The 23227-nt window shown below is 44.7% G+C and carries 16 protein-coding genes and 1 riboswitch; of the genes, 4 read left to right on the forward strand and 12 right to left on the reverse strand.

All coding sequences use genetic code 11. From position 1 onward, the window contains the following. Window positions 1-159 precede the first annotated feature (159 nt). Both ACSYSR_RS00140 and purB read right to left on the reverse strand, forming a co-directional pair. Window positions 160-7038 carry a DUF1542 domain-containing protein gene (locus tag ACSYSR_RS00140; protein ID WP_489816495.1) on the reverse strand — a complete coding sequence of 2293 codons (6879 nt, stop codon included), beginning with the start codon at window positions 7036-7038 and terminating at the stop codon, window positions 160-162. A 402-nt stretch (window positions 7039-7440) separates the two neighbouring features. Continuing rightward, entirely contained in the window at window positions 7441-8739 is a 1299-nt protein-coding gene (gene purB, locus ACSYSR_RS00145) for an adenylosuccinate lyase (protein ID WP_489816494.1), read from the reverse strand. Between the two features lie 207 nt (window positions 8740-8946). On the opposite strand from purB, the gene ACSYSR_RS00150 reads away from it, so the two are divergent. Both ACSYSR_RS00150 and ACSYSR_RS00155 read left to right on the forward strand, forming a co-directional pair. After that, the gene (locus ACSYSR_RS00150) at window positions 8947-10236 is read left to right on the forward strand and encodes an adenylosuccinate synthase (RefSeq protein WP_489816493.1); all 1290 of its coding nucleotides are present in this window, start codon (window positions 8947-8949) and stop codon (window positions 10234-10236) included. Window positions 10237-10372: 136 nt separating this feature from the next. Further along, window positions 10373-11329: a GMP reductase gene (locus ACSYSR_RS00155; protein ID WP_489816492.1), complete on the forward strand. Its 957-nt coding sequence runs from the start codon at window positions 10373-10375 to the stop codon at window positions 11327-11329. A gap of 96 nt (window positions 11330-11425) precedes the next feature. On the opposite strand, the gene ACSYSR_RS00160 is transcribed toward ACSYSR_RS00155, so the two are convergent. After that, the gene (locus tag ACSYSR_RS00160; protein ID WP_489816491.1) at window positions 11426-12274 is read right to left on the reverse strand and encodes an alpha/beta hydrolase; all 849 of its coding nucleotides are present in this window, start codon (window positions 12272-12274) and stop codon (window positions 11426-11428) included. Between the two features lie 164 nt (window positions 12275-12438). Here ACSYSR_RS00160 and ACSYSR_RS00165 point away from each other — a divergent pair, with 164 nt between their 5' ends. After that, window positions 12439-14124 carry a glycoside hydrolase family 13 protein gene (locus ACSYSR_RS00165; protein ID WP_489816490.1) on the forward strand — a complete coding sequence of 562 codons (1686 nt, stop codon included), beginning with the start codon at window positions 12439-12441 and terminating at the stop codon, window positions 14122-14124. 139 nt (window positions 14125-14263) lie between these two features. Here the strand turns inward: ACSYSR_RS00165 and ACSYSR_RS00170 are convergent, their stop codons facing one another. The 6 genes from ACSYSR_RS00170 to ACSYSR_RS00195 form a co-directional block, all read right to left on the reverse strand. Next, window positions 14264-15445, reverse strand: a complete 1182-nt coding sequence (locus tag ACSYSR_RS00170; protein WP_489816489.1) for an iron-containing alcohol dehydrogenase — start codon at window positions 15443-15445, stop codon at window positions 14264-14266. A 247-nt stretch (window positions 15446-15692) separates the two neighbouring features. Next, window positions 15693-16085, reverse strand: coding sequence for a tautomerase family protein (locus ACSYSR_RS00175; RefSeq protein ID WP_489816488.1), 393 nt, complete (start codon window positions 16083-16085; stop codon window positions 15693-15695). A gap of 217 nt (window positions 16086-16302) precedes the next feature. Beyond that, a complete protein-coding gene (gene thiM, locus ACSYSR_RS00180; RefSeq protein WP_489816487.1) occupies window positions 16303-17097 on the reverse strand; it encodes a hydroxyethylthiazole kinase in 795 nt (264 codons plus the stop codon). Beyond that, complete coding sequence (thiE, locus tag ACSYSR_RS00185; protein ID WP_489816486.1) at window positions 17094-17741, reverse strand: thiamine phosphate synthase; 648 nt, start codon at window positions 17739-17741, stop codon at window positions 17094-17096. Before thiE ends, thiM begins: the two co-directional genes overlap by 4 nt. Next, window positions 17731-18570, reverse strand: coding sequence for a bifunctional hydroxymethylpyrimidine kinase/phosphomethylpyrimidine kinase (thiD, locus tag ACSYSR_RS00190; protein ID WP_252774007.1), 840 nt, complete (start codon window positions 18568-18570; stop codon window positions 17731-17733). Before thiD ends, thiE begins: the two co-directional genes overlap by 11 nt. Continuing rightward, window positions 18567-19223 (reverse strand): TenA family protein, encoded by a 657-nt coding sequence (locus ACSYSR_RS00195; protein WP_489816485.1) that lies wholly within the window; start codon window positions 19221-19223, stop codon window positions 18567-18569. The genes thiD and ACSYSR_RS00195 overlap by 4 nt, the downstream gene beginning before the upstream one ends. A gap of 140 nt (window positions 19224-19363) precedes the next feature. Beyond that, window positions 19364-19452: riboswitch (TPP riboswitch) on the reverse strand. 131 nt (window positions 19453-19583) lie between these two features. Between ACSYSR_RS00195 and ACSYSR_RS00200 the strand changes: the two genes are divergently transcribed. Beyond that, entirely contained in the window at window positions 19584-20042 is a 459-nt protein-coding gene (locus ACSYSR_RS00200; RefSeq protein WP_489816484.1) for a MarR family winged helix-turn-helix transcriptional regulator, read from the forward strand. Window positions 20043-20224: 182 nt separating this feature from the next. On the opposite strand, the gene ACSYSR_RS00205 is transcribed toward ACSYSR_RS00200, so the two are convergent. From ACSYSR_RS00205 to ACSYSR_RS00215, 3 genes are all read right to left on the reverse strand, one after another. Further along, complete coding sequence (locus ACSYSR_RS00205) at window positions 20225-21805, reverse strand: PH domain-containing protein (protein ID WP_489816483.1); 1581 nt, start codon at window positions 21803-21805, stop codon at window positions 20225-20227. Beyond that, entirely contained in the window at window positions 21795-22265 is a 471-nt protein-coding gene (locus ACSYSR_RS00210) for a PH domain-containing protein (protein WP_489816482.1), read from the reverse strand. The genes ACSYSR_RS00205 and ACSYSR_RS00210 overlap by 11 nt, the downstream gene beginning before the upstream one ends. 92 nt (window positions 22266-22357) lie before the next feature. Continuing rightward, complete coding sequence (locus ACSYSR_RS00215) at window positions 22358-23119, reverse strand: pyrroline-5-carboxylate reductase family protein (protein ID WP_489816481.1); 762 nt, start codon at window positions 23117-23119, stop codon at window positions 22358-22360. Between the last annotated feature and the right edge of the window lie 108 nt (window positions 23120-23227).

Consider the following 23227-nt stretch of genomic DNA (forward strand, 5'->3'; position numbering starts at 1 on the left):
AAGTGAAAGAAAAAACTAAATCTGATTGGTCATAAATTGAAATAAAATGTTAATCCTAATTTGTCTAATTTTAAAATAAAAAAGTACAGCAACACATCATCCATGTGTTAACTGCACTTTTTTCATTCAGAGATTGAAAACAGTCCCTTTAGTATTTTTTTACTTCTCTTCCTTGCGACGCTTATTTGCCTGACCAAGGAAGAAACCAGTTACAGAAGCCAACAGCGCACTTGTAACAAGTGCTCCATCGCGATTTTCATCTTGTTCACTAGTTTGTGGCAAAACAGAAGTAGTCACTTGCTTTTCGGCATATTGTTCTTGTACCTTCTGCTGGTATGCAGCTTCGAGCTGAGCTGTACCATAATCTTGACCAACCATAATATCATCCGCATTCAAAGCACCATTAACTTGAGCCTTGGCTTTAGCAACAGCATCAGCAACAAGTTGGTAATCCAAATCCTTTTGCGCTTGAGTCAAGCGACTATCATTGGCAATCTGTGCCCGAATTTGGTCTGCCTTCTGGTCGATAGCTGAAAGTGCTGCAGCTTTTTGCTCAGCTAATGGCTTCCCCGGCTGATGAAGATTTTTGAGATTATCCACAGTTTGGTTAACTACATCCAATCGGTCCTGATACTTAGTTAATCCAGCAATCTTGGACTTTGTTTCAGCAACGAAATTATCAACTGCCTGCTTTTGCGCAGCCTTGTCAGCGGCCTTAAGCGTTACATCAGCATCAATTTCAGCCTTAATCTTCGCTGCCTGGTCATCAATTTGGGCGTTGAGATCATTTTCTTGTTGGGCAGGTGTCTTCGTTGAAGTCACATGTCCTTGATTAATTGCCTTAACAACAGTTGAACCGCTCGGAATTCCGTTAACCGTTGAAACATCTTGACCATTATCAACGTCAGTTACTGCTTGCTGCAAAGCAGCATCAACGGCATCTTTTTGAGCTTGCTTTTCAGCATTACTCAAGTTATCGTCGGCATCAATAGCTGACTTTGTTGCTGCTGCATTTTCTTGCAGTTTAGCTCGAGCATCAACCTTTGATTGATTTAAGTTGTCAAAGGCTGGTGCAACCGTTGGTACAAAGTCAACAACCCCTTGAGCGTTAGTCTGAGAATTCAACTTAGCAATCGCATCTTGTGCTTGTTGTTTCAAAACGGCAATCTGACGATCCTTAGCATCGGCATCTAACTTTGTATTGGCATTCACTTCATCGATGGCCTTTTGTTCAGCAGTGTTAATCGTGGCAACACCTGCTTGCTTGCGTTCTGCCAAAGGAGTTACACCTGAAAAATCAGTTGCTGTCTTGACGGCATTGTCAAAGGCAGCTGTCTCTGATGATCCCTTGATTTCATCTGGTGTCACTGCCTGATCGATGGCATCACTAGCTGCTTGATGAGCCTTAGCCAGATCATTGATTCGATCCTGTTTTTCAGAATCCGTCAAATCACTATTATTTTGGATTGTAGCCTTCGCATCATTGTATGCCTGATCTTCTGCCTGATGAGCATCCGTTTTGGCATTATTCAACGAATTAAATACTGGTAGATTAGCAGCCTTGGCCACATCTACGTCCGTAGCCGTTTTCGCAGCAGCAATCTGCTCCTGTGCCGTGTTCAATGCTTGATCAATAGCCTGCTTTTGAGCTTGTTTTTGAGCGTCACTCAAAGCTTGATTAGAATCAACCGCGGCCTTAGCCCGATCTGCCTCATCTTGAAGTGCTTTCTGTGCATCACTCTTACGATCTGCTAAGGTTTGCACACCTGCATCAGATATTGCATTGTTCAATGCCTCAGGGAAAGTAGAAGAATTATGTGCTGCATCGACACCAGACAAATCAGTAGCTGCATTAACTCCATCGTGAGCGTCTTGAAGCGCCTTATTAACTGCTGCTACTCGTGCTGCCTTTTCATCATCTGTAAATGCTGAATTAGAATTAATCGTCTCCATGGCCTTCTGAGCTTGAGCATCTAAATCAGCCAAGGCGTCCGTTTTATTCTTGTTCAAGTTCTCAACGTTATTCACTTCGTTAGAAAGAGTCTTATTTAAGTCATCAGCACTTGTCTGAGCATTCAAATTAGCTGTGCCATCAGACAAAGCCTTATCCAATGCCTGCTTTTGAGCATCCGCGTCAGGACCTGTTAATGCCTCTTTCGCTTGGTTAACCGCTTCAGTCAGCTTTTCAATAGCAGCCTTTGCTTGATCAGCCAATGATGGCACCTGACCTGCTTGCTGAGCAATGTCTGCTAACTTATTGGCATAATCACTACCACTAGCTACTGCTTGGGCAGCAGTCGTTGGATCCGTTGCCTGGTTAATAGCATCCTGTGCCGCATTCTTTGCCTGATCAATTTGTTGATTGAAAGCATCCTTTTGCGCTTGCGTCAAAGCTGAATTGTTATCAATTGCATTGTGAGCATCTGTTGCTTGCTGTGCTGCACTAGCATCATCAGCCGTCTTATCCAGGTTCGTTAAGGCTGTTTCTCCAGCACTTTGTGCTTGATTGATGCCATCAGCTGTGTTCGCCTTTGCAATCGCATCCTTTGCCTGACCTGCAACCGTATCCAAAGCCGCTTTTTGAGCTGTCTTATCGGCATCACTCAAATTCTTATCGGCATCAACCTTAGCCTTAGCTGCCGTGTTGGCATCATCAATGGCTTTGGCAGCTGTTGCTTGTTGGTCTGCAACAGATGGCACCTGACCTGCTTGCTGAGCAATGTCTGCTAACTTATTGGCATAATCACTACCACTAGCTACTGCTTGGGCAGCAGTCGTTGGATCCGTTGCCTGGTTAATAGCATCCTGTGCCGCATTCTTTGCTTGATCAATTTGCTGATTGAAAGCATCCTTTTGCGCTTGCGTCAAAGCTGAATTGTTATCAATTGCATGGTGAGCATCTGTTGCTTGCTGTGCCGCACTAGCATCATCAGCCGTCTTATCCAGGTTCGTTAAGGCTGTTTCTCCAGCACTTTGTGCCTGATTGATGCCATCAGCTGTGTTCGCCTTTGCAATCGCATCCTTTGCCTGACCTGCAACCGTATCCAAAGCCGCTTTTTGAGCTGTCTTATCGGCATCACTCAAATTCTTATCGGCATCAACCTTAGCCTTAGCTGCCGTGTTGGCATCATCAATGGCCTTGGCAGCTGTTGCTTGTTGGTCTGCAACAGATGGCACCTGACCTGCTTGCTTAGCAATGTCTGCTAACTTATTGGCATAATCACTACCACTAGCTACTGCTTGGGCAGCAGTCGTTGGATCCGTTGCCTGGTTAATCGCATCCTGTGCCGCATTCTTTGCTTGATCAATTTGCTGATTGAAAGCATCCTTTTGCGCTTGCGTCAAAGCTGAATTGTTATCAATTGCATTGTGAGCATCTGTTGCTTGCTGTGCTGCACTAGCATCATCAGCCGTCTTATCCAGGTTCGTTAAGGTTGTTTCTCCAGCACTTTGTGCCTGATTGATGCCATCAGCTGTGTTCGCCTTTGCAATCGCATCCTTTGCCTGACCTGCAACCGTATCCAAAGCCGCTTTTTGAGCTGTCTTATCGGCATCACTCAAATTCTTATCGGCATCAACCTTAGCCTTAGCTGCCGTGTTGGCATCATCAATGGCTTTGGCAGCTGTTGCTTGTTGGTCTGCAACAGATGGCACCTGACCTGCTTGCTGAGCAATGTCTGCTAACTTATTGGCATAATCACTACCACTAGCTACTGCTTGGGCAGCAGTCGTTGGATCCGTTGCCTGGTTAATAGCATCCTGTGCCGCATTCTTTGCCTGATCAATTTGTTGATTGAAAGCATCCTTTTGCGCTTGCGTCAAAGCTGAATTGTTATCAATTGCATGGTGAGCATCTGTTGCTTGCTGTGCTGCACTAGCATCATCAGCCGTCTTATCCAGGTTCGTTAAGGCTGTTTCTCCAGCACTTTGTGCCTGATTGATGCCATCAGCTGTGTTCGCCTTTGCAATCGCATCCTTTGCCTGACCTGCAACCGTATCCAAAGCCGCTTTTTGAGCTGTCTTATCGGCATCACTCAAATTCTTATCGGCATCAACCTTAGCCTTAGCTGCCGTGTTGGCATCATCAATGGCCTTGGCAGAATCTGATTTTTGGTCATCCAATGATTTCACACTAGAGAAATCCGTTGCTTTAGCAATATCACCAGAGAAATCCGTTGAATTTTGGGCAGCTGTTACGTCATCAGCAGTCGTTGCAGTATCCACTGCGTTGGATGCTGTATTGTAGGCGTTTTGTACTTGTTGGATTCGATTAGTCTTGTCGGCATCCGTCAAAGCATTGTTATTCTTAATCGTATCAATAGCAGACTGTGCTTGCTTAGCCAACGCTTGACGAGCGGCTGTCTTCTCACCAGACAAGTTTGAAATAGCCGTTACAGCGGCATCCTTTGCCTTCGTCACATCATCTGCATTGGTTGCGTTTGAAATGTCGTTCTTGGCATTTGCCACAGCCTGATCGATTGCTGTCTTTTGAGCGGTTTTTTGCTCCGGGGTCAAGTTACCATCTTGATCGATTGCATTTTCTGATGCGGTCTTGGCTGCATCCAAAGCATCCTTTGCAGCCTGCCCCACACTATCAAGGGCAGCTTTAGCGGCATCCTTTTGACCATCCAATGAAGTTACACCGGAGAAGTCCGTTGCAGCCTTAATGGCAGTATCAAAATCTGACCCACTCGCCGGCACTCCTGAAATTACACTAGCATCGGTTGCTGAATCGATAGTATTCTCCGCAGTCGTCTTCGCTGCTTCAATTTGAGCAATACGGTCTTTCTTTTGATCAGCGGTCAAATCATTATTATTGTTAATCTCTGTTTCCGCATTTTGAACTGCTGTGTTGACAGCTGTACGAGCGGCCAACTTTTCAGAATTCAAGTTATTAACAATATTCTGCCCATCTGACAATGCTTGATTCACAGCATCAGCATCCGTTGCTGAATTAATCTTTTTGATGGCAGCGTCAGCTGCATCTTGAATAGCTTGCTTTTGAGCAGCCTTTTGAGCGTCAGTTAAATAATTGTTGTTGTTAATATCATTATTTGCTTGACTTACTTGTGCATCCAAATTTGTTTTAGCTTGGGAAGCTGCATTAGTCAAGGCAGCCTCAGCATCTTTTTGCCGATCGGGCAATGGTTTCCCAGCGACATAACTACCGGCAATTATTCCTTGCGCCTTCGATACAGTATCAGCAATCACTTGAGCCGAACCATTGGCAATGGCAGTTTTAGCATCTGTTACAGCCTTGTCAACATTAGCAGCTTGGGTTGCCTTTTCGGTTGTGCTCAAGTTTGTATCAGCAGCAATTTTTGCCTTAGTGTCAGTGGCCGCCTGGTCAATGGCAGCATTAGCATTTTGGCGCTGAGTGTCAAGAGGTGTTACCCCATTGTCTGAAGTTGCTTGTGAAATAGCTGTATCTAGGTCGGTACTGCCGGCTAGACTATTAACAGTCGTAGCATCTGTAGCCTGATCAATTTGGTCAGTAACCTTCTTTAAAGCATCATTGACTTGAGCAATCCGTGTAGCCTTGTCAGCATCAGTCAAATTTTGATCATTGTTAATCGTCGCAATCGCACTATTAGCCTTGCTTGTTAACGTACTGTAGGCCGAAGGCTTCGCTGCGTCTAAATCAGTCAGGTTCTTAATGCCAGCAGTTTGAGCCGTATTAATGTCATCAGCACTGGTTTTAGTTCCAATATTATTCTTAGCATTATTGGCAACAGTCTGCAAAGCGGCCTTTTGAGCGGCCTTTTGCGTATCACTCAATGCCGAATTAGCATCAACTGCTGCTTGTGACTTCGCCAACTGTGTGTCAATTGCATCTTGTGCATTCTTGATTTGCGTTGCTAAAGCAGTTCCTGGTTGGTGAGCCGTTGCAATTGCGTTATCCTGTGATGTGTCCGCAATCACGTTAGCAACATCATCGGAATCCTGGGCGCTTTGCAACTTATTTGAAATTACTGTAACTGCATCATTAACTTGCTTGGATTGGGTATCCTTCTGAGATTGAGTCAACGTTGGATCGTTAGCGATGTCTTGCAAAATCTGGCCAACATTGTGCGCATCTTTATATTGCTGCAAGGCTGTAGAGCGCTGCTGATCAATCGGAACACTGTTAGCCGCACTCTTAGCCGCCACATCTTTATCAATGGCCTGCAGCTTATTAACGAAATCGTCGTCAATGGTAACGTTATTAATAGCTGTTTGCTCAGCATTTTTCTGTTTGTTTGACAATGCTGAGTTATTTACGGCATTCGTGGAATTTTGCTTCATTTGAGTAATTAACGTGTTGTTAAATTTTGCACCAAAATCGTTATAACCCAGTGTCCGGTAAACCATAAAGATTGCGTGATAACCAGTTGTTGCCGTATCAGAAGCAAACTGAGCCGAAATAAGATCGTCATTCTCAATTTTCACTGGATCAATATCAACAGAAAGTTGCGTCTTTCCACCAACGATTTGCCCCGCATTAAAATTGTTATGATAGACACCCTGATCATCCTTAGTGGTTAAATCAGTAGCATTACCCGCTGCTGAAATCAAATGTGGTGTTCCGGTCTTTTGACTCATTGAATCAGAGAACCGTAAATCAAAATAAGAAGTTCGCCCAGAACCACTAGTTGATACAGTAGGCACAGTAAAAGTCATATGCAATGTATACTTACCGCTGCTTTGATCATATGTCAAGCCGTCGAACGTAAATGACGAGTTATTTTGAATCTGTGGAATTTCGGTCTTAGCGTAACCCCAAGTTTGCTGTGCTGATAGTCCGGTGCTAGACGTCCGATCAGAGGGGTTATATCGGTCAAACAGTGTCCCGTTTTGGCCGAACCACGATGGCGCTGTGGCCGACGTATCAGCATGTGCTGTCATTTCTTGTCCAAAGTCAAACACTGTGTTATTTGATACAACCTGGGTCATCCCAATGAGAGCAAAGGTTGCCAATCCTGCTACCAACCATTGTTTGCCAGCTTTATACATTTTAAAATGCGTTTCTTTTTGAAATTTATTTATTCTAGTATTCAATGTGATATCTCCAAAAATATTAATATCTTAGTACAAGAATAATTATATCTTAAATTTCAAATAATTACAATAAAATTACAATGTTTTTTAGAATGACTTTGGCAACTTTTATTCCTAAATCGTTAGCCATCAACCGAATGCTTTAGCTCGATAAAAGCATAAATATCAACTCCTACAAACGCAAATTGCTAAAATTGTGCTGAAATGGCATCTATTTTTCTAAACATTGTTCGTAACATCATTCTAAATAATAAATTTAATTCTTTTTACAAAACTGAAAAAAAGATTTCTTAGCACTCAAAACAATCGAATCCTTATAAACTAAAAAAGTAAAACCCCACAGCTAAAAAGCTGCAGCATTTTACTTACTGTATATTATGGAACTATTTAGAATATAAATGGTTAGTCAGTCAAACCAAGGCGCTTAAAAATGGTGGCAACTTGGCTCAAGTGATAATGATAGTCAAAGGCGTCATCAATTTCTGCTTGTGACAAGTGGGCAGTAATTGTTGGATCCCCTTCAACCAACTCCTTAAATGATCGGCCTTCATCCCATGACCGTGCTGTCAACGGTTGAACCAAATCATAGGCAGTTTCCCGGGCCATCCCCGTCTCAATCAACTTCAACAAGACACGTTGACTATAGATCAAACCGTATGTCAAATCCATGTTGGCCTTCATTCGTTCTGGGAAGACAGTCAAGGTATCGATGATCTTCATAAAACGGTTCAACATATAATCCAACAAGGATGTGCTGTCTGGTAAAATCATCCGTTCGGCTGAAGAGTGTGAAATATCACGTTCATGCCATAAAGGAATGTTTTCGTAGGCAGTCAACATTTGGCCCCGAACGACGCGTGCCAAACCACAAATGTTCTCCGAACCAATTGGATTACGTTTATGTGGCATTGCTGATGAGCCCTTTTGACCCTTGGCAAACTTTTCTTCAACTTCATGAATTTCGGAGCGTTGTAATGACCGAATTTCGACGGCAAACCCTTCCATGCTAGAAGCAATCAAGGCCAATGTCGCCATGTAGTCGGCATGCAAATCCCGTGGCAAAACTTGTGATGAAATTTCTTGTGCATGCAAGCCTAAACGTTCGCAGACATACTGTTCAATTTCAGGTGGAATGTTAGCAAAAGTTCCCACAGCACCAGAAATTTTACCAGCTTCGACGCCTCGGGCTGCCGTCTTAAACCGAACCAAATTTCGCTCCATTTCAGAATAGAAACGAGCAATCTTCAAACCAAAGGTGGTTGGCTCAGCTTGGACCCCATGTGTTCGACCAATCATGACCGTATCCCGATATTCAATTGCCTTTTTTTTCAAAACTGCAATGAAATTTTCCAGGTCTTGCTCTAAGATGGCGTTAGCCTGCTTCAGACGGACACCATAAGCAGTGTCAACAACGTCCGTACTCGTGATACCGAAGTGAACCCACTTCTTTTCAGCTCCCAAAGATTCTGAAACTGTTCGAGTAAAAGCAACAATGTCGTGGTGGGTGACCGCCTCAATTTCTTCAATGCGGGCAACATCAAAGGTGGCATTTTGACGAATCTTTTCAACATCTTCGGCTGGAATTTCACCCAACTTTGACCAGGCTTCATCAATGGCAATTTCAACATCCAACCAAGTTTGGTACTGATTTTGTAAGGACCAAATCTCACGCATGGCTGGTCGACTATAACGGTCTAACATTTTGACTCTCCTTTTTTATCAAACGTGCACATGTATTATACAAAAATTTAGGGATAAATACGAACTATTTATTAAATAAATCATTTTTATGCAGAATCCGAACATTAAAACCGAAATATTCCCCGATTTAACCTTGATTTTATGAACATTCCCCCGTATACTAGCCTGTGGTCGAAAGAGGCCAATAAATGATAAAAGAGGTAAACCATGTCTTCAATCGTGATTGCCGGCGCCCAATGGGGTGACGAAGGAAAAGGTAAAATTACAGACTTTCTCAGTCAGAAAGCCGACTTCGTTGTCCGCTACGCGGGTGGCGACAACGCTGGCCATACATTGGTCATCGATGGTAAAAAACTCCACGTACAGTTGATTCCCTCAGGCATTTTCTTGCCCCAGGTTACCAATGTGATTGGTACCGGTGTTGTGGTCAACCCAGCAACACTATTTAATGAAATTAACTATTTAAAGGAAAACGGGGTGACCGTGCATAACTTGAAGGTCTCTTCAAGAGCACAAGTTATCATGCCTTATCATCCCCTTTTTGATCAATTACAAGAAGGTTTAAAAGCAGAAAAAATTGGCACGACCCACAAGGGAATCGGGCCTGCCTACCAGGATAAGTTGGATCGAATCGGCATCCGCATTGCTGATTTGCTCGAACCAAAGGTTTTAGAAAAACGCTTAAAGCAAGCACTCAAGGTCAAGAACCTGTTCTTGACCAAAGTTTATGACCGTGACCCCCTTGATTTTGATGAAATTTTCAACCAATACAAGGAATATGGTGAAAAGTTACGTCCCTTTGTCGCCGATACTTCCTATTTAATTAACGAGGCTTTGGACCAAAACAAACGCGTTCTGTTTGAGGGCGCCCAAGGAATCATGTTAGATATCGACCATGGAACCTATCCATTCGTAACCTCTTCCAATCCAATCGCCGGTGGTGCTGCCGTTGGAGCTGGAATTGGTCCAAACAGAATTGACCAAGTTGTTGGGGTGGCCAAGGTTTATTGCTCCCGTGTCGGTGAAGGTCCCTTCCCAACTGAATTATTTGATGCAGTTGGCAATACCATCCGCGATGTTGCCCACGAATACGGCGTTGTCACGGGACGACCTCGTCGAATCGGTTGGTTGGACACAGTGGCATTGCGGCATGCTAAGCGGGTTTCCGGCTTAACTCAGCTTTCTTTGAACTGCTTGGATGTCCTTTCTGGCTTTGAAACCGTCAAGGTCGCCACGCACTATCGGTTAGATGGACAAATCATCGACCATTATCCTGCTTCCGAAGCAGATTTAGAGCGCTGTGAACCAGTTTATGAAGAATTACCTGGTTGGTCAGAAGACATTACCAAGGCTCGGTCGCTTGAAGACTTACCTGAAAACGCTCGCAACTACTTGAAACGGGTTTGTCAAATTGTCGAACTGCCCTTGGCAACCTTTGCCGTCGGGCCAGACCGTGATGCCACAAACGTCTTAACTGATTTGTGGGAAAACAACTAAGAACTACTTGGCGGCAGTGTCCTGCCAGTCTGACTGGTACGGTCGGGCTGCTAGCCATGCCGCCTTTTTCTTTGCTGAACTAGTTTTAATCTGGTCTTGCTAGACTAAATCATCCAGCAGAAACGGAGAATAAACGATGAAAACATTTGATTACGACGCCATTCGTCTTTTACCTAAAAAATCAGTCTTGCAATCTCGTCGCCAAGCTGATACTTCTGTGACCTTAGGAAGCCACACCTTCAAGTTGCCTGTTATGCCAGCCAACATGGCCACGGTTATTGATGAAAACTTGGCCGAATGGCTAGCTGCTAACGGCTACTTTTATGTGATGCACCGCTTCCAACCCGAAACTCGCTTTGACTTCGTTCAAAATATCCAATCGAAAGGATTGATTGCATCAATCAGTCTGGGGATTACGGATGGCGAATACGCCTTAATTGATCAATTCAAGGAAGCACACATAACACCGGACTACATCACAATCGATGTCGCTCACGGCCATTCCGACTATGTGATTAAGATGGTGACCTACATTAAGGAAAACTTGCCAGAGGCCTTCTTAATAGTTGGTAACTTGGGAACGCCAGAAGCCATCGTTGAGATTGAAGCTGCCGGTGCCGATGCTACTAAGGTGGGAATTGGCCCAGGTAAGGCCTGCATCACCAAGGACAAGACTGGCTTTGGAACCAATGGTTGGCAGTTAGCCGCTATCGCCCAATGCGCCCAGGTGGCCACTAAACCAATCATCGCCGATGGCGGTATCCGCCACAATGGTGACATTGCCAAGTCAATTCGCTTTGGCGCAACAATGGTCATGGTCGGCTCGATGTTTGCCGGTCACGACGAAACACCTGGTGACTTGATTGAACAAGACGGCCAGACTTATAAAGCCTATTTCGGTTCGGCTTCTGCTTATCAAAAGGGGCACTCCCACAACGTAGAAGGTCGCAAGTTGTTGGTCCCTTACAAGGGTCCAATCCAAAACACTTTGACTGAAATGGAAGAAGACATTCAATCTGCCATTTCTTATGCTGGTGGACATGACTTAAATAGTCTCAAGACAGTTGACTATGTTGTCTTAACTGACTATTAATCTTCCCCATTTCACTGGTGCCAATCGTGCTTTCGATTAAGTGATGAAATTAAAAAATGATTGTAGCCATTCGGCTACAATCATTTTTTGTTTATTTTAGTTCTGCAAGAACTTTAAGATCTCTTGATCAACGGTCTGATTTTCATGTAGCTTTGAATGTTGACCAGCAGCCCCTTCGATCAGCGTTTCCTGGTAGCTACTTGGCTGGCGGACAAAGTACTTCAAAGCTTTGGACGAATTGTTATAAACAGTCGTATCAGAGGCCAAACTACCGGTCGAGTTACCATAGATATTTAAGACCTTGGTTGAGTGATTTTGATAGTATGCCGTCAGACCCGCTAAACGATTGAAAATTTCCGTTTTCGTTTGCGGCTCCCCATCGGCACTTAATGGTGCATTTGACTGTGGGTTAGCCAAAATTAGCCCATTATAGGTCCCGGCAATTGAGATTTGGCGGATCACTTTCGGCAAGTCATGGCCATTATCAGCAGCGTTCATCAAGTAAAAGGCGATGGCCATATTCCCCATCGAATGGCCAATCAGGTTCACCGAACGAATGCCCTGTTGACTCAGGTTCGTCATAATGGTCAAAACCCACTTGGCGGTTTGATTAAAATCTTGGTTTTTATTGTCATCAAATTGAACCAAGATAATCGGATTTTTGTCACCGGGTGCAATCGTCTTATCCATGGTAACCGTGCCGTCTTTAGCAACCGTCACATTAATCCGGCGATTAGAGTAATCATGGTTAACCAAGTACTGACTCATTGACTTCTCAGCATTGCGACTGGATCCATAGCCGTGAAAGAAGACCGTGGCCTCCTTTGGCCGCTTGCCATTTTGCTCGGACAAAGTTGGGTTCATTTTAGTCCCAACCAAATAAAAAACAGCCCCAGCGACCATTAAAACAAACAGAATTCCCCAAAACAACTTCTTTTTAAACACTAAAACTCCTTACTAATTTACCCAATGACGTTTTTAAAAATTATACCGCGTTAACCAGTGAAAGGTAAGCTTTTTTCGACCAGTCCTTTATTTCACAACTAATTTTCTTTATAATGACGAGGTAGATTTAATTTTCAACCGAAAAACAAATTGGAGGTTTTTAAATGACAACAAATGCAATTAAATGGTGGCAAAAGGCCGTTGTTTATCAAATTTATCCTCGTTCCTTTCAGGATTCAAATGCCGATGGTATTGGTGATTTACAAGGAATTACAGACCGGTTGAGTTACGTTTCAAAATTAGGAGCCGATGTGATTTGGCTTAACCCAGTCTACCAGTCACCAAATAAGGATAATGGCTATGATATTTCGGATTATCAAGCCATCAATCCCGAATTTGGGACCATGGAGGACTTTGATAACCTCTTGGCTGCTGCACACGCCCGCAACATTAAAATTGTAATGGACTTAGTGGTTAACCACTCATCCGACCAGCACCAATGGTTTATTGAAAGTCGCTCAAGCCAGAACAATCAGAAACGCGATTTTTACATTTGGCGCGACCCCGTTGACGGTCACGAACCGAATAACTGGTCCTCATTCTTCTCTGGATCAGCTTGGAAGTTTGATGAAAAAAGCGGGCAGTACTACCTGCACCTCTTCGATGCGGGACAGCCTGATTTAAACTGGAAAAATCCAGACCTACGCGACCAAGTGTATCAAATGATGAACTGGTGGGTCGACAAAGGGATTGATGGCTTCCGAATGGACGTCATTTCAATGATTTCGAAACCTGATGGCTTGCCAAATGCGCCACTACCTGCTGGCAATACCTACGCCAACCCTGTTTCATTGACCACTAACGGTCCCCATGTCCATGAGTACTTACGCGAAATGCGGCAAAAAGTATTGAATAACGGCGATTTGATGACTGTCGGTGAGACTTCTGGCGTTGACATTGCCCATGCCCGTAAATATGCCAACATGGACGGCAGCGAACTCAATATGGTCTTCCAATTTGAGCACATGGGTCTAGACGATAACCCTAATCCAGCCTTAGGTCGGTGGAATAATCAACCGGTCTCATTGCTCAAACTCAAGGAAAATTTGAGCAAGTGGCAAACGGAACTGGAAGGAAATAGTTGGAATTCCCTTTATTGGAATAACCACGACCAGCCAAGAATTGTCAGTCGCTTTGGTAACGATTCGGCCAAATACCGAGAAGTCTCAGCTAAAATGCTGGCCACTCTCTTGCACTTCATGCAAGGAACGCCGTATGTTTACCAGGGTGAAGAATTGGGGATGACTAATGCCTACAACCTCGGTTGGGATGACTTCGATGATGTTGAAATCATCAACGGCCGTCAGTTTATTGTCGATAAGGAAAAATTAGTTGATAATGAGACGATGCTCGATTACGTCCATTATAAAGGCCGTGATAATGCCCGGACGCCGATGCAATGGACTGCAGGACCAAATGCCGGTTTCACGGATGGTACCCCCTGGCTTAAGTTAAATGACAACTTCACAACCATTAATGCCACTGCTGCTTTGGCCGACGAAAATTCCGTCTTTTACCACTATCAAAAGCTAATTAAACTCCGTCACGAGCTCGATTTGATAACCACGGGTCATTACGAATTGATTGACCCGGCCGATGACCAAGTCTATACGTACAAGCGAATCGGTGACGACCAAGAATTATTGATTATTAACAACTTCACCAACCAAAACTTAGAACGCGATTACCCTGTTCCTGCCGATGCACAATTACTCATCAGCAATTACCAAGATGACTTAGGTCTGAAATTACGGCCATACGAAGCTAAGGCTTATTTGTATCAACGCTAAGGACTGATTGGTTTGAACCGAAGAACACTGTCGCCAAATTAAACCAAAAAAGAACCAAAGAACGACGATTTGTCAGTCTTTGGTTCTTTTACTTTAGTAGCGATTCACTCACTGACTAAATAAAGCCTGCCACAGCCAATTAGTTGACTGATTTCATTGCTGCTTCCAATAGGTTGCGGACATCTGCTACTGTCATCTTCACAAAGGCGTTTTGGTCCAAATGATTAACTTGAACAGCACTCTTAGCCATGGCCTCAAAGTCCTGATCTGTTTCGATACCTACACCGGGCAATGTCGTGGGCACATCAAGACTCGCAATCCATTTCCGCGTCATTTCAATGGTTTGGGTGGCAACCGTATCATCATCCCCCGTCAAACCCCAAACATTTCGTCCCAGCGAAACAAAATAAGGCTTTGTTTCTTCTGAATAGATAAAGTCGAACCAGTGTGGAGTCAAAATACCTAGACCAACACCGTGCGTAATGTCATAATAGGCTGATAATTCGTGTTCAATTGGGTGCACTGACCATGAATTAACATTCCCCGTCCGTGGCAAACCGTTCAAAGCCATCGTTGACGCCCACATCAAATTAGCTCGCGCATCGTAATTATCAGGTTCACGCAAGGCAACCGGCGCCCACTTAATCACAGTGCGCATAATTCCTTCAATCAAGCCATTACGAACATCATTTTCATAGCCCTTTTGATCGAAATATTGTTCAGTCAAGTGACTAAAAATATCAATTGATCCGGCAGCCGTTTGCCACTTTGAAACCGAGAAGGTCAAACTGGGGTCCAGGAACGAAACCGCTGGCGTATTGGGACCACCGGTTCCTAACTTTTGTTTCGTTGCCGGATTGGAAATCACGGAACCAGTGTTCATTTCAGTTCCAGTAGCTGCCAACGTTAAAATATCGATAACAGGCAATTGGTCAATAGCAAAACGCTTTTTGGCATCTAAGACCAAATCCCAAGGATCACCTGCATAATACTTAGCAGAAGCGATAACCTTCGAAGCATCGATGACAGAACCACCACCAACGGCTAAGATGACATCAATATCGTGATCCTTGACTAATTTTTGCCCCTCTCGGACTGAGCTAACCTTTGGATTAGGCTCAATTCCAGACAATTCTGTCACATCCAAACCTGCAAGCGCTTTGATCACGCGTTCGTACAGACCTGATTTTTTAATTGAACCACCACCGTAGGTTAAGAGCACCTTTTGACCAAATTGGGCAACAGCAGCCTGCAATTCGGTATCCAAGCGATCTTTTCCGAAACGAATGCCGGTCGTGTTCTTAAATGTAAAATTTTCCATTTTTGACAGAACTCCTTTTTAAACATACAAGCAGACCATTTTTTATTTTAAACGGTCTGTTTGTTCCACTTAAACCTCTTGAAAGGTTTGTGCATACATTTTAGAGAAACAAAGTCTATCTGTCAATTTTCTATAGACCAGTTGGATTCATCACGGTGTCTTCAGGCAATTACCGCCCAGAGCCGTTCACAGTAACCGTTTTCAAACAAAAAGCTCGCTAACACTAAGTGCTAGCGAGCTTTTGTAATTAAAGGTCCCCATTCAAGAAATGATTCTTTCCCTCACCAAATGACCAATCTTCAGCATGGTTACTAATAAAGGAGATAATGACATCTTCCTGACGAACGCCGGCCTTATCAGCCAAGACCGCCACCAATGACTGCGTGAATTCTTTCTTGGCCTTCACTGGACGTGGCGTTGACAACACCGTAAAGAACAAAACCTTTTCTGAACGTTCATAGCCAAGACCAACATCTTGAAAATTAATTTCATAGTCTTCGTGTTGTGTCACGATTTGGAACCGGTCACGGTCTGGTAATGACAACGTTTCCTTGGCAACGTCAAAAGACAGTTGCATAATCTCCTTAATTTCTGCGGGTTCGTACTGACCCTTAATCAAGTCAATTTTCATTAATGGCATGCGCATTTCTCCTCATGTGGCTTTGCTAATAGACTAATCCTAGCATAAAAGCCTAATCGGCACAATCACGATTGTCATGACCAGTAATCAAGTATCCTGCGACACTGACAGGCAGGCCTGCTTTGCTTGTGCTCAGCCATTCATCAACTGCCACACCACGCCGAGAGATTCCTCGGGCAGGCTGATTGGCTCACCAAACCAATAGCCACAGCCAAAATCAGGGTTTGACTTGGTGGAGGCGAATTTGCCCTTGCATTTTTTCATCCGTTAAGTTGCCCAATTGATCCAACATCTTGTTCAAGAAATCAGCGGGGCCGGCAACTCCTTCTGCCAACGCCAATTCACCAGCAACGGGCAGCGCCGCCGTCGCATAGGCTAAATCAGCCAACGCCATGCTTTGACTAGCAAAGGCGCCCAGCAAACCATCGAGCGCGTCCCCCATGCCAACATTGGTTGCCAATTGGCTTGCCGAGTTATCAATCTGGTAAACGGTCTGGCCGTCTGAAACTAAGTCATGAACCCCAGTTGCGACCACAACAGCATCCAGTTTTTGGGCCGCCTTCAAGACAATTTCAATTGGGTCAGCCGTACCTTGGCCGGCATCAATGCCATGACTTTCCCATTTCACTTCAGCCAAGGTTGCAACCTCACCAAGATTACCACGTACAATGCTCACCTTGACTGTTTTCAAAAGTTCCTTGGCACGCTTGGATCGTAGTGGCGTCGCACCAACGGCAACGGGATCAAAAACAACAGGGAGGCCTAACGCGTTCGCTGTCTGCCCGCTATTAATCATCACTTTTTGTGAATTGGCGGAAGTTGAACCCAAATTCAAGGTCACGGCATTGGCAATTTTTGTCAAATCAGCAGCATCCAGCGGATCTTCCAGCATAATTGGTGAAGCCCCAATATAGGCAATGGCATTGGCCACCAATTGGGGGGTAACGCTATTGGCCACGTTCAAGACGATGGGTTGGTTTGTGCGAACAGCAGTTAAAATTGTTTGGCTCATTTTGTCACTCCTCGTAATTTTTGAACACTGCGTTGAATATCATCACTAGCAGTAATGGCCGAAATCACGGCAACACCGGCAATCGGCAACTCCGCCAATTCCTGACAGTTGTCTTCTTGGATACCACCAATGGCCACAACCGGTAACGAACTTTTTGACGCAACCGAAAAGACACCTTTTGGACCAATGGCCTCCTTCACTTCTTCCTTACTTGTCGTTGCAAAGGCGGGGCCAACACCCAAGTAATCAACGACTGCCAAATCAGCTTCACTGGCAGCCAGCTCTTTTAAGTCATGGACGGATAACCCAAGTAGTAAACCAGGAGCTACCTGATGAATTTCTTGCACTGGGGTATCGCCCTGACCAACATGCAGACCATCCGCCTGGATGGCCAGTGCCAATGGCAGGTCGTCATCGACATACAAAGGCACATTGGCTGCTTTCGTAATAGTTCTGATTTTCTGTCCCAATGCCACTTTTTCGGCTTGGTTCAACTTCGAGTGGTCCTTTTCTCGGTACTGAACAGAAGTGACGCCGGCGTCACAGGCCGCTTGAACCACGCGAATCACTTCGTTGGGATCATCGTTGACGTTTTGGCTACCAACAACAAGATAAACCATTAATGACGTCGGATCAAAATTCATAATCTTTTCCTCCTTCATCTGCTGGATCCGACCACTGGCCATGGTTCAAAGGACCATGGCCGTGACCAATAACTAACGGCTGACCAATAATGGCGTTCATATAGCGGTGGCCCTTTTCGATGGCCTTACGCAAAGAATCACCTTGAGCCAAAAAGGACGTAATTGCAGCTGAGAGGGTATCCCCTGTCCCGTGTTTGCTTGACGTTTCAACCTTTTGTCCTTCTAGCCAAAAACCGACTTCGTTTTCCAATAAAACATAATCATAAATGACGGCACCTTCACCGTGGCCACCCTTAACGATAACATTTGGAACGCCCAATGCTTGTATCTTTTGACCAGCCGTGACCATGTCATCACGAGTACTGATTTTCATATCGGCTAAGAGTTCGGCTTCGGGGAGATTTGGTGTCAACAGCGTAGCTAATGGCAGCAAGTGGTTTTTCAAGGCCGCGATCCCAGCTGAGTCGAGCAAGCTGGCCCCACCCTTGGCAACCATCACCGGATCAACCACCAAATTCTTCTGTTGGTAATGACGGATGTTTTTAGCCACCTGCAGAACGCGAGCTTCATCAAAGAGCGCTCCCGTTTTCGCTGCGCGGACGTCAAAGTCAGCCATCACCGAGGCAAATTGCTGGTCAATTACGGCCAAATCAGTTGGATAAGCCCCCTGGACCCCCAGTGTATTTTGCGCTGTTAACCCGGCCACCACGACCGCGGAATAAGTCTTGCAAGCCTGCATGGTCTTGATATCGGCTTGCATGCCGGCACCACCCCCAGAATCGGACCCAGCAATGGTCAATCCTGTCGGATATTGGTTTGCATCAATCATCTTGTTGCCTCCATTCCCTGTAAGAAGAATTGATTTTCATACTTTGTTGATTGGATAAAAGCAGCCAAAGCCTCCTCTTGAACTTCGGGACTGACATGTTCGGCCGTCTGATTGACCAGTGACAAGATTGGTCGCGTCAAACCCTTATCAAGCCCACGGTAATAGCCAACCCATGGTATAAATGGGTTATCTGGCTTGATTAGCCCATCACGAATCAACAAATCAGCCAAATAAGCATAGTCATAGGGGCAGGCAGCTAGGGCAACCAAGCCAATAAATGGATCCTTTTCAACTGCTTTAGCCATATGGTTAACATATTGGTCCGTAACCGTTGAATTTGGGTACTTGCCTGCTTGGATACTCTTGTCGTCGGTTTGAGCCAAGTCCAACAAAATCTTATGGGCAGCACCTTCACGATCATCATCAGCCACTTCAGCATCAATTGTTTGACCGGTTAGTGTCTGGCAAACCTGTTCATACAGTGGCAAATAGTGACCCAGGTAACGGTAATCTTGTTGCACGTAGTAGAGCAGTGCCTCAGAATTAACTTCACCAGCAATCATTGCTTGGATAAAGGGATTGGCATAAAAATTAGCCTTGTGTTCTTCCATCACTTGCATCAAGCGGTTAGAAAACGGCAGCGTCTTCGTCATTTTTTCTCCTCAATCATCACTTTATTTTGGCAGACGGTGGTGTCGGTCGTTGCCATTTAGACAAAATAAAAAGCCCCCAGCCTGAGCTGAGGACTTATGCCTACTAACGATGACCAAAAAAGGCAACATCATGAGGATTTAAATCCGTTTTCGAAGTTTCCTGCGACCGTGCTAGCGGCATCAGGTTCAATGGGTATAATCTCAGCTCAGGGCACCCCAACTTTATTTATCACAAAAGCAGTATAGCACGGAAATTAAAATCCGTGTGAAAAAGTTGATTGTGAACACTTGCCACCTGCTGTAAAATCAGTTATATTATAAGTATACTTATATATTAATGCTAACAATAAGGAGGTTCCCATGAGCCCTGTCAAAACTACTGCACTTTCTCGCTACATGGATTCAACCAATCAGAAATTCTTCAACTTATATACTGACTGGTTCCGGCAAATGAAATACCGTCTACGAGAACTTGACTTGACCCACCCCCAATTTCAAATTCTCGCTACTGTCCATGGTCTCAGTATCCAACATACCGAAGTTACTCAAATCATGGTGGCTAAGGCAGCAGACGTCGATGCCATGACCGCTTCAGCCATCATTACTAAGCTCAGCCGTGAAGATCTTTTAGACCGCTATCCTGGTAAAAAAAATCCACGTTCAAAAGCCCTATCATTAACCCAGGCTGGTGAAAAAAAATTACAACAGGCCTTAGACATCGTCAATCAATTTGACCAAGACTTCTGGAGTCAATTTGACACCTCTTTGCCAGCAAGTGTTGATCAAGCGCAGGCGGTAGTCAAAACACATCACTACTAAAATTAGCAAAGTACACCCGCACCAATTGAAAAGAGCCGAAAATACAGGATTGTATTCTCGACTCTTTTTCTTTTGACCAAAAATCAGCACAATTTTATCATTTAATCGTGTTTCAAGCACCTACAAGCAAACCTGACAATTGAGCAACTTTTTATTCACTAATTTTGGCAACTAAGACACTGTTAGCTAAGCGATTGGTACCAATCAAAAATGGACTGCACCTCTTTCATTGGCAAGTAGCGGGCAGTCAAGACCTTTGTATTGGCATCAGTGCGAACTACCACGGCAAGGTGGGCTCGCCGGTTTTGCTGAGCTAGCCACCAACTTTGCTTAATCGACAACGACTGAATCTTATCCCAGGCGATATAGGTCGTGATTGTTTCGTAATTCTTCGCCGTTTTTAAAACAAGGACCTGCCGGTTAACCACTTGGGCGGTTGTCGCCTGCCCCTTATACCAGCCGGTACCAACTACAAAAACCAACACAATCAAGACCAGCAAGACAACTACTGGCCAGCGTCTGAAAGCATAGATCAGGACGGTGGCAATCGGCAAGGTCCAAAAAAGGCCGTTACGAATCATTGTTAAAATTTGGTAGGTTGAGCTATCAGTCTTTTTGATTGGTCGACTGGGAAAATCAGGCAGCCACCGCGACAAATATTGGTCAACAGCCCCTGATTTCACCATCGGAATCAAGGTTGGCACGTTTTTAGATACCTTGTCTTCACCATTTTCGTCAGTAATTATCCGTGTCTTGACGGTTACCAAGCCCAACAACTGCCTGAAAACATTTTGGCGGACTTCAACCGTTTGCATCCGGTTAATTGACAAATGCATCGTTTGTCGTTCAAAAAGTCCCCGAGCAATCGTCAACTGACCTGCGTCATGGTGCACTTCAAAGCCAAAGTACAAGATCACCGTTCGCAGAACATTAAAAGCAACCACGATGAAAACAAACGCCACCACCAGCAAGGCAATCACTAAAGCGCCCAGGCCCAAAACGTGATTGGTCAACTCCTGCTCAATCCAATGACTGACTATCCCTTGCTGGTCTAAGTGAATGAAGCCACCCAGAAATATAAAGAATTGAAAGATGACCTCCGGCGTCGTCACCGCATAGACAATCAAAGAAAGAATGGAAGCCCGAAAGGAATCGGTAGCCAGTCTGTTAGAACCATTTGGTCGCAGGATGTCCTTTCCACCAGCGGTTTTTTGATTATGCTCAGAAGCAAATACTTGCCCTTGGCGGTCTGAATCGGTCACCTGCTCAACTTGCTCCTGTGTCGCTGGTCCTTCCTTTTGTGCCTGAATTTTGGCGCCTTCAATCAAAATAGCCAGTTTAGCCGTTTCATCCTGGCGCTTTTGTTCAAGAACCAGTGCCACCCAGGTTGGGACAACCAAGAGAGAAATCTGATTGTTCTTGGCCCCCTTCCCCCCGGAATCAACAGCAATGTCCTCCAAATGAAATGGTTGGAGGAAAAACCATTGCTTTCGATGGATATTTTGAATTTTATGGTAAGGCAAGTGGCGAACTTGCCGTTCCAATATGCCTGACCGATAAATCAGTTCACTTTCCGTGAGTTCATAGGTCTTCATCCAGAAGCTTAAAAGCGACCAAAGCAACAGAGCCAAGAAAAGCAAGACCCATTCCCACCAAGTAAAGTGGAAAAAGAATAAAACAGCCAACCCTAAAGCCACCACGCTTTTTAGTTGTTCGTAAAAATCGAAAATAAAAGCAAGGGGATGTAAGTGCTTAGCCTTCATGACGAGCCTCCCTAGCCAGCGTCATGACCTTGTCCTTAAATTGTTCAGCTTCATCCTCCGTTAAAGCCTCAATTTCATGACCAGACCCACCCGTTAAAATGTGCACCTGTTGTAGTTTAAACAACCGCAAAATTGGGCCTTGGTCCAAATCGACGTTTTGCACCCGTGCAATTGGAATGGCAGTATGCGTTCGGAAAAAGAAGCCTTTTTGAATTTCAACATCCGTTTCGTTGACCATAAAGTGGTAAAAAGCATAGCGATAACGGACCAATAAAAGGCCAAGGAGAAACCAGAGCACAATGACCAAAAAGAGCCCCCAGATTGCCCACAAAGGTAAATAAAACTTCAAAAAATGTTGTACTGCCCAGTTCCCAGCGAAGTAAACGGCTAAAATAACAATTGCCCCAATGACTTCCATGATGTACCAGACTTTTTTAATTGTTGCTGGTAGTGCTTGCATCTTTCTCTCCCTCAATCATAAAAAATGGGGCTAAGAAGTAGTTTTACTTCTTGGTCCCAAGTTATCGTTGACTCATTAAAAAATCTGAGCTTTTAATCACCGGCAGCTGCCAAAATGGCAGCATGGACCGCTCCACGGAAACCGTGCTGATCTAAGGCTAAGACGCCCTGAATCGTTGTCCCACCAGGCGATGTAATCTGTCCCTTCAAGTCACCGGCAGACAAATCGGATTGTTGCGCCAATTGCGCCGTTCCAGCCACTACTGAAGCAACCAACTTTCCCGCTTGCTTTCGGTCCATCCCCTTGGCCACTGCAGCATCTTCCATGGCATCCATCAAGACATCAATAAAGGCTGGTGAGCAACCACCGATCGTTCCGGCAATGGCTAATTGGTCTTCCTTAACAACTAAGACATCCCCCAGTGACCCCAAAAGATCATGAACCACCTGAGCATTTTTCTCCGTAATCGATTCGTTAGCGGCCAAAGCAATCGTGCCAGCCTGAACTGCAACTGGAATATTTGGAATAAAGGTCGTCACCGGATTCTTTGGTGCTGCCAGCCGTAAATCAGTATTTTGCACGCTGGCAGCAGCAGAAAGGACAATCACCTTTTCAGAAAGACCGGTGGCAACGATTTTTGCCAACACTGTTGTTACCAGCTTAGCCGGTACTGTTAACATCAACACATCAAAGTCTTCCTTGACCAGGTCTTCATAACTGGTCACTGCTGAAATTTGCAAGACTTCTGCCTTTTTGGCATTTGATGAGTACCCCAAAACCGTGTGTCCACCTAATTTTAGTCCTTGAACAAGGGCTGTTCCCATGTGTCCAAGGCCGACAACTGCAATTTTCATACATCCTACTCCTTTAATCACGCTTGTTCCCATTTTATCACAGTTCTAAGCTTGTCTTTTGATAAATCAGTCAGTTCTCAGCCAATCAAAAAAGACCCCATCCCTGTT

Source organism: Fructobacillus sp. ESL1096, assembly GCF_058511985.1.